At 71.7% G+C, this 13,105-nt stretch carries 14 protein-coding genes and 3 pseudogenes; 9 read left to right on the plus strand and 8 right to left on the minus strand.

Going from position 1 to position 13,105, the window contains the following annotated elements:
* Positions 1–43 precede the first annotated feature (43 nt).
* Positions 44–1,369, plus strand: coding sequence for a DUF2254 domain-containing protein (locus G3I60_RS29680; RefSeq protein WP_164295633.1), 1,326 nt, complete (start codon positions 44–46; stop codon positions 1,367–1,369).
* A 51-nt stretch (positions 1,370–1,420) separates the two neighbouring features.
* Here the strand turns inward: G3I60_RS29680 and G3I60_RS29685 are convergent, their stop codons facing one another.
* The 3 genes and pseudogenes from G3I60_RS29685 to G3I60_RS29695 form a co-directional block, all read right to left on the minus strand.
* On the minus strand, positions 1,421–2,959 hold the full coding sequence (locus G3I60_RS29685; protein ID WP_138355731.1) for an aldehyde dehydrogenase family protein: 1,539 nt from the start codon (positions 2,957–2,959) through the stop codon (positions 1,421–1,423).
* Positions 2,959–3,390 (minus strand): carbonic anhydrase, encoded by a 432-nt coding sequence (locus G3I60_RS29690; protein WP_138355730.1) that lies wholly within the window; start codon positions 3,388–3,390, stop codon positions 2,959–2,961. Before G3I60_RS29690 ends, G3I60_RS29685 begins: the two co-directional genes overlap by 1 nt.
* A pseudogene (locus G3I60_RS29695) lies at positions 3,387–3,617 on the minus strand (succinate--CoA ligase subunit alpha); the annotation flags it as partial. The gene G3I60_RS29690 and the pseudogene G3I60_RS29695, both read right to left, overlap by 4 nt.
* On the opposite strand from G3I60_RS29695, the pseudogene G3I60_RS45755 reads away from it, so the two are divergent.
* A pseudogene (locus G3I60_RS45755) lies at positions 3,617–3,817 on the plus strand (MFS transporter); the annotation flags it as partial. The pseudogenes G3I60_RS29695 and G3I60_RS45755 overlap by 1 nt on opposite strands.
* On the opposite strand, the gene G3I60_RS29700 reads toward G3I60_RS45755, so the two are convergent.
* The 3 genes from G3I60_RS29700 to G3I60_RS29710 form a co-directional block, all read right to left on the minus strand.
* Positions 3,817–4,362 (minus strand): hypothetical protein, encoded by a 546-nt coding sequence (locus tag G3I60_RS29700; protein ID WP_138355729.1) that lies wholly within the window; start codon positions 4,360–4,362, stop codon positions 3,817–3,819. The pseudogene G3I60_RS45755 and the gene G3I60_RS29700 sit on opposite strands and share 1 nt — an antisense overlap.
* Before the next feature lie 121 nt (positions 4,363–4,483).
* On the minus strand, positions 4,484–4,840 hold the full coding sequence (locus G3I60_RS29705) for a chorismate mutase (protein WP_138355728.1): 357 nt from the start codon (positions 4,838–4,840) through the stop codon (positions 4,484–4,486).
* 21 nt (positions 4,841–4,861) lie between these two features.
* Positions 4,862–5,542, minus strand: coding sequence for a GntR family transcriptional regulator (locus G3I60_RS29710; protein ID WP_164295597.1), 681 nt, complete (start codon positions 5,540–5,542; stop codon positions 4,862–4,864).
* 284 nt (positions 5,543–5,826) lie between these two features.
* Here G3I60_RS29710 and G3I60_RS29720 point away from each other — a divergent pair.
* The 4 genes and pseudogenes from G3I60_RS29720 to G3I60_RS29735 all read left to right on the plus strand — a co-directional run.
* Positions 5,827–6,210: pseudogene (locus G3I60_RS29720) on the plus strand (4Fe-4S binding protein); the annotation flags it as partial.
* Between the two features lie 6 nt (positions 6,211–6,216).
* On the plus strand, positions 6,217–7,065 hold the full coding sequence (fdhD, locus tag G3I60_RS29725; RefSeq protein WP_164295598.1) for a formate dehydrogenase accessory sulfurtransferase FdhD: 849 nt from the start codon (positions 6,217–6,219) through the stop codon (positions 7,063–7,065).
* A 99-nt stretch (positions 7,066–7,164) separates the two neighbouring features.
* Positions 7,165–8,016 (plus strand): thioesterase family protein, encoded by an 852-nt coding sequence (locus G3I60_RS29730; RefSeq protein ID WP_164295599.1) that lies wholly within the window; start codon positions 7,165–7,167, stop codon positions 8,014–8,016.
* Positions 8,017–8,024: 8 nt separating this feature from the next.
* Entirely contained in the window at positions 8,025–8,396 is a 372-nt protein-coding gene (locus G3I60_RS29735) for a DoxX family protein (protein WP_164295600.1), read from the plus strand.
* Here the strand turns inward: G3I60_RS29735 and G3I60_RS29740 are convergent.
* Positions 8,300–9,394: a bile acid:sodium symporter family protein gene (locus tag G3I60_RS29740; protein ID WP_164295601.1), complete on the minus strand. Its 1,095-nt coding sequence runs from the start codon at positions 9,392–9,394 to the stop codon at positions 8,300–8,302. The two genes, G3I60_RS29735 and G3I60_RS29740, sit on opposite strands and share 97 nt — an antisense overlap.
* Before the next feature lie 132 nt (positions 9,395–9,526).
* Between G3I60_RS29740 and G3I60_RS29745 the strand changes: the two genes are divergently transcribed.
* Positions 9,527–10,408: a LysR substrate-binding domain-containing protein gene (locus G3I60_RS29745; RefSeq protein ID WP_164295602.1), complete on the plus strand. Its 882-nt coding sequence runs from the start codon at positions 9,527–9,529 to the stop codon at positions 10,406–10,408.
* A 27-nt stretch (positions 10,409–10,435) separates the two neighbouring features.
* Here G3I60_RS29745 and G3I60_RS29750 read toward each other — a convergent pair whose 3' ends face one another.
* Positions 10,436–10,687, minus strand: a complete 252-nt coding sequence (locus G3I60_RS29750; protein WP_164295603.1) for an Lrp/AsnC ligand binding domain-containing protein — start codon at positions 10,685–10,687, stop codon at positions 10,436–10,438.
* Between the two features lie 62 nt (positions 10,688–10,749).
* Between G3I60_RS29750 and G3I60_RS29755 the strand changes: the two genes are divergently transcribed.
* Both G3I60_RS29755 and G3I60_RS29760 read left to right on the plus strand, forming a co-directional pair.
* A complete protein-coding gene (locus G3I60_RS29755) occupies positions 10,750–10,965 on the plus strand; it encodes a hypothetical protein (protein WP_164295604.1) in 216 nt (71 codons plus the stop codon).
* A 214-nt stretch (positions 10,966–11,179) separates the two neighbouring features.
* Positions 11,180–13,003, plus strand: a complete 1,824-nt coding sequence (locus G3I60_RS29760) for a long-chain fatty acid--CoA ligase (protein WP_138355719.1) — start codon at positions 11,180–11,182, stop codon at positions 13,001–13,003.
* Positions 13,004–13,105: the final 102 nt, after the last annotated feature.

The raw sequence follows: 13,105 nt of genomic DNA on the forward strand, positions 1-13,105 counted from the left end.
GGGTTCGGGGGGTGGGAGGACGTAGGGTCCGGGTGTGAGCGATATGTCACCTACGGTTACGCACCGTGAGAGTCGCAGGCCACGGGCGCTGTCGCCGCTGCGGGAGCATCTGCGGGACACGTTCTGGTTCGCGCCCGCCGTGGGGTTGGTCGGGGCGCTGGTGCTGGCGGGTGCGGTCGGGGAGCTGGACGCCTGGCTGATCGGGGCGCTCCAGGACGAGGGCGACTACGAATCGGTCACGTCGTTGATCAAGATCGCGGAGGACGCGAAGTCCGTCGTGACGACGGTGGGCTCGGCGATGCTGACGTTCATCGGTGTGGTCTTCAGCATCTCGCTGGTCGCGCTGCAGATGGCGAGCAGCCAGTTCTCGCCGCGGGTGGTGCGGCTGTATGTGCGAAGCCGGATCACCAAGGGAACGTTCGCGGTCTTCCTCGCGACGTTCCTGTTCTCGCTGGCGGGCCAAGCGGCGTACGACGGGGAGAAGGATCCGAAGCTCGTCACCAGTGTGCCGGTGTTCACGCTGCTGACGGCGGTGCTGCTGGTGCTGATCAGCCTGGGGCTGTTCGTGGCGTATGTGAACGCCACGATCCGGCTGATGCGGGTCAGCTATGTGATCGACCGGATCACCCGGGAGTCGTTCCGGGTGCTGGGGGCGTATCCGCTGCGGTCCCCCGAGGGGGCGCTGCCGCTGCCGGCGGAGGTCTCGGTGATCACGCACCGGGGGCGGGCGGGAGTGCTGCGGGACGTGAACATCGCGCGGCTGTCGCGGATCGCGCGGCGGGGCGGGACGGTGCTGCGGCTGGTGCCGCGGATCGGGGACTTCGTGGTGCCGGGGACGCCGCTGCTGACGGTGCACGGCCCGAGCGAGGGCAGGCTGCCGGTGCGGCTGCTGCGGTCCGCGGTGTCGGTGGGGGTGGAGCGGACGTTCCACCAGGACCTGGGGTTCGGGCTGCGGCAGCTGGCGGACATCGGGCTGCGGGCGCTCTCGTCGGCCATCAACGATCCGACGACGGCCGTGCAGTGTCTGGACCGGATCGTGCAGTTCCTGGCGGCGGTGGCGGACCGGCCGCTGGGCGCGGTGCACCACACCGACCGTTCGGGGACGGTCCGGCTGGTGCAGGACCTGCCGTCCTGGGGTGATCTGGTGGATCTGGGGTTCACCGAGATCCGGCTGTGCGCGACCACCAGCCCGCAGGTCACCCGGCGGCTGCTGGCCGGTCTCGACGATCTGCTGCTGCTCGCGCCGCCGGACCGGCGCAGGCCGCTGGAGCGGCATCGCGCGCTGGTGGAGCAGTCCGTGGAGCGTGAGGTGCCGGACGCCGCGGACCGTGAGTTCGCGCTGCTCGCCGACCACCAGGGCATCGGGTGACCTGCCCCGGTGGTGACGGCACTCGCCGTCACCACCGGGAACGGCCGGGGATCAGCTGGGCTGCAGCCGGTAGTCGGGGAAGTTGCCGGGCAGCCGCTCGTCGGCCGCCCCCTCGGTGACGGCGCGGACCAGCAGTTCGCCGCCGACGAAGGCACCGCGCCAGGAGGCGCCGAAGCCGCCGAAGAGCTCTTCGCGGTCACCGCGCGAACGCGGCTTGCTGTGACCGACCTTGAACGCCCTGATCTGCGGGGCGAGCCGGTCGAAGGCGCCCTGGTCGTCGGTGGCCAGGGTCGCCACCAGCGCGCCGTTGCTGGCGTTCATCGCGGCCAGCAGCTCGGCCTCGGTGTCGACCAGGACGAGGGTGTCGACCGGGCCGAACGGTTCCGCGTGGTGCAGCGGAGAGGTCGAGGGCGGGTTGAGCAGGGTGACCGGCGGCAGGTACGCGGAGGTGTCCTGACCGGGCAGGAAGCGGCCCTCGGCGAGGGAGCCGTGGTGCAGCGGGACCGCGCCGCGGCTGATGGCCTCGGAGACGAGGTCGCCGAGTTCCTTGGCCTTGGCCGCGTTGATCAGCGGCCCGAAGTCCAGCTCGGGCAGGTCGTCGTCGGGGTGCTCGACGGCCAGCGGGTGGCCGAAGGTGACGGCCTGGACGCCCGGCAGGTACGCGGTCAGGAACTGGTCGAACGTCTCGCGCTGCACGACGAACCGCGGGTAGGCGGTGCAGCGCTGCTTGGCGTAGTCGAAGGTCTTGCGGATGTGCCCGGTCAGGGTGGGCCAGTCGGTGTAGTTCCACACACCCCAGGCGTTGAGGCCCTCCTGCTCCAGGATGTGCCGCTTGCCGAGGTCGGCGACGGAGGCGGCGACCCGGCCGCCCGCGTCGCGGCCGCCGACGAAGGAGACACAGCCGATCTCCGGGGCCCTGACCAGCGCCTCGGACAGCTCGCCGCCACTGCCGCTGACCAGCGTGACGGGCAGGCCCTCGCGGGCGGCCAGCGCGGTGGCGAGGGTGAGACAGGCGAGACCACCGTCGGTGGGGGTCTTGGCGATGACGGCGTTGCCGGCCAGCGCCTGCACCAGCATCGCGTGGACCAGGACGCTCATCGGGTAGTTCCAGCTGGCGATGTTGCTGACCGGCCCGGGCAGCGGGGTCCGGCCCTCGACCATCCGGTCGATCTCGCCGACGTACCAGCGCACGCCGTCGATGGCCCGGTCCACGTCCGCCTGGGCGAGCCGCCAGGGCTTGCCGATCTCCCAGACGAGCAGCAGCGCGAGGAGTTCACGGTGCTCGGTGAGCGCGTCCAGGGTGGCGCTCACCCGCGCCTTGCGGTCGGCGAGCGGCACCTCCCGCCACGCCCGGTGCTGATCGAGCGACGCCCGTACCGCCAGATGGGCGCTGGCCGCGTCCAACCGGGGGAGGGCGGCGAGGGGAGAACCGTCGACGGGCGAGGTGGTCGGCAGCAGCCGGCCGTCCGCCTGCCAGCGGCCGTTCCAGTAGTTGAGTACGCGATCGTCGTGGAAGGCCTCCGGGGCGACCTCGACGCAACGCCGCCAGGCGTCGGACCAAGCCGTGCCGGGCTTGAGGATGAGGGTCATCAGTTCTCCGCTCGTTCGGGGCGGATCTCGCGCAGAGCACCACCGCGCGTGTAGACGAAGCCGCGCACCACATCGGTATGGGGCAGCTCTTGGTTGTCACGGAGCCGGATCAGACACGCCCGTAGATCATCGGCGGGATCACCGAGAGCCGCACAGTCCTCGTGGTGCGCCAGCAGGATTTCACTGGTCCCGCCTACAGTCTGGCTCAAGCGCAGCGAGTGGAGGGTGTCGTCATTGACGCATCCGCCCGCATTGCGGATGACATGGGCGTCGCCAGGCCGCAGTCCGAACATCGTCCCGACGCCCAGGCGGGCGTCCATGCACGCGACGATAGCGACCCGGGTTCTGGGAAGCTTCGACTTCGGGTCAAGTGGGGTGAGCGCCACACCGAGGGCGGCTCTGCGCGACAGCAGGCCGTCGATGCGGTTCATCCGAGCAGGCCGCGGACGAGCCGCGCCGTTTCCGACGGGGTCCTGCCGACCTGGACACCTGCGGCCTCCAGGGCCTCCTTCTTCGCCTGGGCGGTGCCCGACGAACCGGAGACGATGGCGCCGGCGTGGCCCATGGTCCTGCCCTCGGGCGCCGTGAAGCCGGCGACGTAGCCGCCGACCGGCTTCGTCACGTGCGCCTTGATGTACTCGGCGGCGCGCTCCTCCGCAGTTCGGCGTGATCTGGGCCGGGAGCACGCACAGCGAGTGGCTCTTCCTGGTCTTCGCCTTCCTGTCGGGCTTCGGCGGCGGGGCGTTCTACCCGGTGTTCGCGGCGCTGACCCCGGACTACTTCGGGGAGAACGACAACGCCTCCAACAACGGGCTGGTCCACAGCGGGCAGCTGGTCAGCGGAGTGTTCGGTGGTGGTCATTTCACGGCCGCGGTGACCGCGATGATCCCCACTCCGATCGCGACCTCGCCGGTGCCCGCCAGGAAGGCGGCAGGCCAGCTCCGGCCGCCGCGGCGGCCGGTCAGCACACCCCAGCCCAGCAGCATCGCGGCGTTCACCACGAGCGCTGCGTACACCGCCGTGTACGCGGTCAGCGGTGTGCCGGCGGCGAGCAGCAGCAGCGCGGCCGTGGGCAGGACGGACGCGAGCAGGGGCCACTCCCCCGCCAGCCCGGTGACCAGGTCGTAGAGGACCCGGCGGGGCGGACGGCCCGGTGTTCCCACGCTGTGCACATGGGCGTGCATGGCCGCTGCCGCCAGCGCGGTCATGACGATCCACAGGGCGTCGTCGACCGGGTGCGGGTCGAGCCGGGTGTCCATGACGATCAGCAGCGCGCTGGCCAGGATGGTGCCGTAGACGCCGCCCGCCTGCCGGTTCCGGCGCCCGCCCAAAGGGACGGTGCGTGCCCGGTGCCGCCCCCTGGCCCGGCGGGGGGCCGCCGCGACTGCCTGGTACCCCAGCATGTGGTCATCTCCGTCCGGTCGGCGTCGAAAGCCCAGCCTTGACGGTTTGTCCCGTTCCGGCCTCGTACTTTCGGACGATTTCCGGGACGGGGAGCAGCGGGGAATGTCCAGGAGCGACCGGTCAGACCTCGGTGGTCCCGTCGCTCTCGGCGGAGCGGCCGGCGATCACTTTGTGGTGGCGCACGACCTCGCCGATGATGAAGTTCAGCATCTTCTCGGCGAAGGCCGGGTCCAGCCGGGCGTCCTCGGCCAGTTTGCGCAGCCGGGCGATCTGGGCGGCCTCGCGGGCGGGGTCGGCCGGCGGCAGGTCGTGGGCGGCCTTCAGCTCGCCCACCTGCTGGGTGCACTTGAACCGCTCGGCGAGCAGGTGCACCAGGGCCGCGTCGAGATTGTCGATACTCCCGCGCAGATACAGCAGTCGCGTCCTGACGTCCTCGTCGGCGACGAAGGCGCCCGCGGCGGTCGGCTGCTCGCTCATGTCTTCTCTCGCGTTCCTGGGTCAGGCCGTGTCGGCGCGCTGGTGGTACGAGGTGCGGGTGTGCTCGGTGTGGACGCGCATCACGTGCTGGGCGCGGACCTCGTCGCGGGCGGCGATCGCGTCTATCAGCTCGCGGTGCTCGTGCCAGGACTGGATGCCGCGGGTGCGCGCGATGGGGGTGTAGTACCAGCGGACCCGGCGGTCGACCTGAGCCGCTAGCTCGGCCAGTACGGCGTTGCCCGCGAGGGTCATGACGTAGGCGTGGAACGCGGCGTTGGCGGCGGCGACGGCGTCGACCTCGTCGTCCGCCACCGCCTGCTCGCCCTCCTCGCACAGCTCGACGAGTCGGGTGAGCCCCTTGGCCGGGGCGTTGGCCGCGGCGAGCCGCGCCGCCTCGGTCTCCAGGAGGGCGCGGACGACCAGCAGTTGGTCTGCCTCGTCCTCGGTGGGCTCGTGCACGAAGGCGCCCTGGGCGGGGCGCAGGTCCACCCAGCCCTCGGTGTTGAGCCGCTGCAGCGCCTCGCGTACGGGCTGCCGGGAGACGCCGAGGTGGCTGGCGAGTTCGGTCTCGACGAGGTGCTGGCCGGGGCGCAGGGTGCGGGTGGTGATGAGTTCGAGCAGGGCGTCGTACACGCGCTCGCGCAGCGGGCCGGGGCGTTCCAGCTTGGGTACCGCCCCCTGAGGCAGTCCTGTGGACAGCATCGCCCCACCCTCCTGAGCGGCTCGCACCTGACGTACGGGCCCGGCGAATTGGTTTTCGTCTACAGTCTACTGAGTACATCCTGTGGATGCGGAGAACCCGCGGTGACGCTCTCCACCTCGGCGATTCCGCCCCCACCTACCGTGGCAGCGGGAGCAGTTCGACGCGTCCGGCCCCAGCATCGTCCGTCGGCGGCAGAACCGCGAGGGCGTCTGCGGCGGCCGCGCCCCAGAGGAGCCCGGGGCGGTCGTGGCCGACGGGGGTCGCGCGGCCTGAGACTCTACGGGACGCGTGCGGCGAGCAGTGGCAGAACTCCTTCGCGATCGCGGTCGCAGGCCGCGGCTTCGACTCCCACATCGCCGTCGAGCACGAGGCGCCGCTCACCGAATCGGCCTGTGTGTACTGCGGCAACTGCATCGAGGTCTGCTCCACCGGGGCGCTCTCCTTCAGGACCGAATTCGACATGCGCGCGGCCGGCACCTGGGACGAGGAGTCCCGGACCGAGGCGACGACGATCTGCGCGTACTGCGGGGTGGGGTGCAATCCGACCCTTCACGTCCAGGAGAACGAGATGGTCAAGGTGACCTCGCCGCACGACAACCCGGTCACCCATGGCAACCTCTGTATCAAGGGCCGATTCGGCTTCCAGCATGTACAGAACCGGGACTGATCAGCTATGGGACGGGTCACCGAGCGCCGCCGCGTACTCCGCATCAGGGACGGCGTGGCAGGACACCGCGCCGACACCCTGGTGGCGGAGGAGCCACTGGAGATCCGGCTGAACGGCAAGGCGCTGGCCATCACCATGCGCACCCCGGGCGACGACTTCGCACTCGCCGTGGGGTTCCTGGCGAGTGAGGGCGTCATCGGTCGGGCCGACCAGATCGCGAACATCGTGTACTGCGCGGGTGCGACGGTGGACGGCTCGAACACCTACAACATCGTCGACGTCCGGCTCGCCGAGGGCGTGACCGTCCCCGACATCACGTTGGAGCGGAACGTCTACACCACGTCCTCGTGCGGCCTGTGCGGCAAGGCCAGCCTGGACGCCGTGCGCACCAACGCCCTCTGGAAGATCGACGACACTCCCCCGGTCCGTATCGGCACGGATCTGCTGGCCGTCCTCCCCGACCGGCTCAGGGCCGCCCAGCAGGTCTTCGAGCGGACCGGAGGGCTGCACGCGGCGGCGCTCTTCACGGCGGACGGGGAGATGGTGGACGTCCGGGAGGACGTCGGCCGGCACAACGCCGTCGACAAGCTCGTCGGCCGGGCCCTGCAGCAGGATCTGCTGCCGCTCTCCGAGTCGATCCTGCTGGTCTCCGGCCGGGCGTCCTTCGAGCTGGCCCAGAAGGCGGTGATGGCCGGCATCCCGGTGCTGGCCGCGGTCTCCGCGCCGTCGTCGCTGGCGGTGGACCTGGCGGCCGAGTCGGGGCTGACCCTCGTCGGGTTCCTGCGCGGCTCCTCCATGAACGTGTACGCGGGTGAGCACCGGATCATCCTGCGGACCGCGGCCGACGGAAGCTGAGGCCGTCCGCGCACACGGGCGGGGACCGGCCGGCGGGGTGCGCCCCCCCTGTGCCGGCCGGTCCCCGCCGCACCGTAGGGCTGTCGTACGCTGCGCGGTGTGACAGACCGTGAGACTGATCAGGGGTACGAATTCGACCGCGGGACCGCTGTGGTGGCGCGGTCCGGGGAGCCGTCCGTCTTCGATGCCGAGCTCGACGGCGGCTGGCGGATCGGCAAGGGGATCAACGGCGGCCTGCTGCTGGCGCTCGCGGCCCGCGCCCTGGCCACCGAACTCGGCGGCGGGGAGGACGGGCACAGCGACCCGTTCTCCATCACTGCCTACTACCTTTCCACGTCGACCGCGGGTCCGGCGGAACTGCGCACCGAGACCCTGCGGCGCGGCCGCACCGTCTCCACGGGCACCGTCTCGCTGCTGCAGGGCGGCGAGGAGCGGCTGCGGGCCATCGCCACGTACGGCGATCTGGACCGCCACGCGGCCGGCGACATCCGCACTACCGCCACTCCCCCGAACCTGCCGCCGCCCGAGAAGTGCGTCGGCGCCGAACTGGCGCCGCCGTCCTTCGTCGAGCAGGCGGAGCTGCTCAGCCGGCTCGATCTGCGGCTCGACCCGGACACCGTCGGCTGGGCGATGGGCGCACCGTCCGGCCGGGGCGTCATCCGGGGCTGGCTGCGGATGCCGGACGGGCGCGAGCCCGACCCGCTGCTGCTGCTCCTGGCGGCGGACGCGCTGCCCCCGACCAGCTTCGACCTGGGCATCGGCGGCTGGGCCCCGACCCTGGAACTGACCGTGCACGTACGGGCGAAGCCCGCCCCGGGCTGGCTGCGCATCGTCCACTCGACGCGGAACTTCGCGGACGGCTACATGGAGGAGGACGCCGAAGTGTGGGACTCCACGGGGCGGTTGGTCGCCCAGTCCAGACAACTCGCCCGCGTCCGCACCCAGCGCTAGGGGATCCGGTGTTCACGCTGAGCGTGGTGCTGACGGCCCTGCTGCTGTGCGAGGTCGTCCCCTCCGCGGTCGTCGCGCTGTTCCGTGCGAGAGTCGGCCTCGCCCGGCTCGATGAACTGACCCGGCTGGGTGTGCTCCAGGGGCAGTTCCTGTGGGTCGTGTCCCTGCTCGGTGTGCTGCATCTGTTCGCCACGGTCGCGGTGATCGTCGGCCTGTGGGTTCCGGCGCTCGGGGTGGCGGGCGCCGCCGTCGAAGTGGGCATCTTCGGCTGGGTGCTGTCGCGTCAGCTCCGGGCGGGCGACCGGGGGCGCGCGCTGGGCGCGTATCTGCTCTTCCTGGCGATGGCCCTGGCGGTGCTGGTCGTGAACCTCCTGCGCTGACCCTGCGGGGAGACCGGGTCCGGGTCCGAGCCGCCGTCCCGCCGCGCCCAACGTTTGGCGATCACCGCGCAGACCATCAGCTGCATCTGGTGGAAGAGCATCAGCGGCAGGATCGTCAGGCCCGCCTGCGCGCCGAACAGCACGGTGGCCATCGGCAGTCCCGACGCCAGGCTCTTCTTCGATCCGGCGAAGACGATGGTGACGCGGTCCGCGCGGTCGAAGCCGAGCCGGCGGGCGCCGTACGACGTCAGGGCGAGCATCACCGCGAGGAGCACGGCCTCCACGACGAGCAGTTCCAGCAGCCGCACGGGAGTGACCTGGTGCCAGATGCCCTGGGCCATCCCCGCGCTGAACGCCGTGTAGACGACCAGCAGGATCGAACCCCGGTCGACGTGGCCGAGGGCCTTCTTGTGCCGGGTCAGGAAGCCGGTGGTCCAGCGGCGCAGCAACTGCCCGGCGAGGAACGGCGCGAGGAGCCGCAGTACGAGGTCGAGCACCGAGTCCGCCGAGACCCCGCCACCGCCACCGAGCAGCAGGGCGGCCAGCAGCGGGGTCAGGAAGACGCCGATGAGGCTGGAGAACGAGCCCGCGCAGATGGCGGCGGCCACGTTGCCGCGGGCGATGGAGGTGAAGGCGATCGACGACTGGATGGTGGAGGGAAGCAGGCACAGGAAGAGCAGCCCGGTGTACAGCTGCGGCGACAGGGCGAACGGAACGAGGCCGCGGGCGGCCAGTCCGAGCAGCGGGAAGACCGCGAAGGTGCAGGCGAGCACGGTCAGGTGCAGGCGCCAGTGCTTGAGGCCGTCGAGGGCCTCGCGGGTCGACAGCCGGGCGCCGTAGAGGAAGAAGAGGAGCGCCACCGCCGCATCGGTCGCGCCGCCCGCGGCGGTGGCGGCGCCGCCGGTGGCGGGCAGCAGCGCTGCGAGCAGGACGGTGCCGAGGAGTGCCGCGATGAACGGATCGACCGGGAGCCAGGCGGGGTACGTGGGGCGGCGCATTGCTCCTACTTCGTGGGGCGGCCCGCGCCCTCGGGGCGGGCGGGTTGCCTCTCCAGCCTCCTCCTGATCATGGCGATCGGGAATCCCTCTGGCCACTCTGATTGTTATCACATTCCGCGATAACCTGGCGGAGTGTACGACCCCGCGCAGTTGAAGACATTCCTGACCGTCGCGCAGACCCTGAGCTTCACGCAGGCCGCCCGGCGGCTGGGCCTGCGGCAGTCCACCGTGAGCCAGCAGGTGCGGCGGCTGGAGGAGGCCACCGGGCGCCGGCTCTTCTCCCGCGACACCCACAGCGTCGGCCTGACCGAGGACGGCGAGGCCATGCTCGGCTTCGCCCGCACCATCCTGGAGGCGAACGAACGGGCCGCCGGCTGGTTCGCGGGCACCCGGCTGCGCGGGCGGCTGCGCTTCGGCGTCTCGGAGGATCTGGCGACGCCGCGGCTGCCGGAGATCCTGGAGCGGTTCCGCGGTGACCACCCCGAGGTGGACCTCGAACTGACCGTGGAGCTCTCCGGCACCCTGCACGAGCGGCTGGGGGCCGGCCATCTGGACCTGGTGCTCGCCAAGCGGCTCGGCGAGGGCGGGCCGGGGCAGCTCGTCTGGCGCGACAAGCTGGTGTGGATCGCCGCCGAGGGCCGGCGGCTGCGGCTGGATCCCGACCGGCCGGTGCCGCTGATCGTCTATCCGCCGCCCGGCATCACGCGGGCCCGCGCCCTGGACGTCCTCGGCCGGCAGGGCCGCGCCTGGCGGATCACCTGCACCAGCCGCTCCCTGAGCGGGCTGACCGCCGCGGCCCTCGCGGGGCTCGGCGTGATGGTGCACGCCCAGGGGCTCATCCCGCCGGGCCTGGCCCCCGTCCCGGCCCGGGCGGGCCTGCCGGAGCTCGGCGGCGTCGAGTTCGTCCTGCTGCACGGCCGGCGCCGCGGTTCTGCCCCGGACGCGGCCGACGCCGCGGACGCGCTCGCCGCCGCGATCCTGGCGGCGGGCGACCGGCTGCACCGGGCCGTGTGAGCTCTTCAGGCCGGGAGGACGGCCGGCTCAGCGCCGCCGCTCCTCGTACGCCAGGTGCTTGACGCGGCGCAGCGTGGGCGCGGTCTCGACGTGCTGGACGCCGTCGAGCGCTCCGATCTTCTCGCTGAGGTAGCGGTAGAGGTGCGCGGTGTCGCGGCACAGGACGGCGGCGAAGAGGTTCGACGAGCCGGTGGTCGCGCAGGCGAAGGCGACCTCGCTGTGCTCGGAGAGCGCCTGGCCGACGGACAGGGCGGAGGGCCGCACGGTGAGCCAGAGCACGGCGTGCGCTCGTCACGGCCGCGCTGGGCGGCAGGTTCCTGCACGGCGCCCCGTACCGGCTGGTGATCGGGATCGGGCTGGTGCTGATCGGGCTGGGCGCGTTCGGCCAGAGCCCGCTGGACGCCGGCTCGGGCTGGGCCTCGCTCAGCGCCGGGCTGCTCCTCGTGAAGACCCCCGCGGCCCGGCCCGTGGTGCCCGCTCCGGCGGGCGAGGGAGCGGCTTACGGGACGGAATCGGGGTCCCTCCCCGCTCCGGCTTCCGCTGTAGAGCGGCGGTAACCGGTTGGCGCAGATTTGGTGGAGATCGGCGGGGCCGGACAACCTTCGGGGGCCCGGCCCTCGGTCGTACTCCCTTGCGACAACCGGGAACCAGTGCCCTACCAGCACAGATGTCCGAAAGTACTGGTGCGGACCAAGCCCTCCCGCCCGGTCGGCGGATCAGGTAGCTTACGGGCCGCCCGCCGGACAGGCCCAGCGGCTCGAGGAGCACCAGTTGCGCGAGTTCACCGTTCCCCCGATGGCCACGGCGCCCCAGGTCGGAGGACTGGCGGACGCGGTGTTCAACAACGCTGCCGACCACCCGGACCAGGTGGTGCTCGGCCGCAGGGTGGACGGGCACTGGCAGGACGTGACCGCGCTCGAGTTCCGCGACGAGGTCGTGGCCGTCGCGAAGGGCCTGCTCGCCAACGGGGTGCGCTTCGGCGACCGCGTCGCGATCATGTCCCGCACCCGCTACGAGTGGACCGTCTTCGACTTCGCGCTGTGGACCATCGGCGCCCAGCCGGTCCCCGTGTACCCGACGTCCTCCCTCGACCAGGTGCGCTGGATGCTGCACGACTCGGGCGCGGTCGCCTGCGTCGTGGAGCACGAGGACCACGCGATGACGATCGGTGCCGCCGTCGACGAGCTGCCGCAGCTGAGCCGGCTGTGGCAGCTCGACGCCGGCTGTGTCGAGGAGCTCGCCGCGGCGGGCACCCACATCGGCGACGAGGTGATCGACCGGCACCGGCTCGCGGTCACCCCGGACGCGACGGCCACCATCATCTACACCTCGGGCACCACCGGCCGGCCCAAGGGCTGCGTCCTGAGCCACGGCAACTTCATGGCCGAGGCGGACAACGTGGTGGCCCGCTGGGAGACGGTCTTCGCGAACAAGCCGGGCGAGGAGCCGTCCACCCTGCTCTTCCTGCCGCTCGCGCACGTCTTCGGGCGGATGGTGGAGGTGGCGTGCGTCCGGCACCGGATCCGGCTCGGGCACCAGCCGAGCATGACCGCCGCCGACCTGCTGCCGGACCTGGCCGTCTTCCGGCCGACGTTCGTCCTGGCCGTCCCCTACGTCTTCGAGAAGGTCTTCCAGGCGGCGCGCCGCAAGGCGGAGGCGGACGGCAAGCTCGGCCCGTTCGACAAGTCGGTGGAGATCGCCGTGCGGTACGCGGAGGCCGTGGAGGCCAAGGCGTTCGGCACCGGCCACGGCCCGAGCGCGGCCCTGCGGATGCAGCACCAGATCTACGACAAGCTCGTCTTCAGCAAGGTGCGGGACGCGCTCGGCGGCCGGGTGCGGCACGCGATCTCCGGCGGCTCGGCGATGGAGCGCCGGCTCGGGCTGTTCTTCAGCGGCGCGGGAGTGACGATCTACGAGGGCTACGGCCTCACCGAGACCACCGCCGCCGCCACCGCCAACCCGCCCGAGCAGACCCGCTTCGGCACGGTGGGCCAGCCGGTGCCGGGCACCACCGTGCACATCGCGGAGGACGGCGAGATCTGGCTGAGCGGCGGCCAGATCTTCCAGGGGTATCTGAACAACCCGCGGGCCACCTCCGAGGTGCTCGGCGACGGCTGGCTGGCGACCGGCGACATCGGTGCACTCGACGAGGAGGGCTATCTGACCATCACCGGCCGCAAGAAGGAGATCCTGGTCACCAGCGGCGGCAAGAGCGTCTCGCCGAGCGGTCTGGAGGACCGGGTTCGGTCCCATCCGCTGATCGCGCAGTGCGTGGCGGTCGGCAACAACCGGCCGTTCATCGCCGCGCTGGTGACACTCGACCCGGACGCCGTCGGACACTGGCTGACGATGCGCGGCAAGCCGCGGCTGCCGGACGAGGAACTGGTCCACGACCCGGATCTGGAGACCGAGATCCGGCGGGCGGTGGTCGCCGCCAACACCCTGGTCTCGCAGGCCGAGTCGATCCGTACGTTCCGGATCCTGGCCGCCCAGTTCTCCGAGGAGCGCGGGCTGCTGACGCCGTCGCTGAAGCTGAAGCGCAAGGCGATCGAGAAGGCGTTCCCGGAGGAGATCGAGGCGCTCTACCGGGGCTGACGCCACCCGGACCGGGAACCGACCGGGAGCCGGTCGGAGAGCGGATCCACATCTGATGGATCGTCACATGATGTTGGATTATTCATTGACGGACCGTCAGGT

Origin of the sequence: Streptomyces sp. SID13666 (assembly GCF_010548325.1) — a bacterium.
Classification (GTDB): domain Bacteria; phylum Actinomycetota; class Actinomycetes; order Streptomycetales; family Streptomycetaceae; genus Actinacidiphila; species Actinacidiphila fildesensis.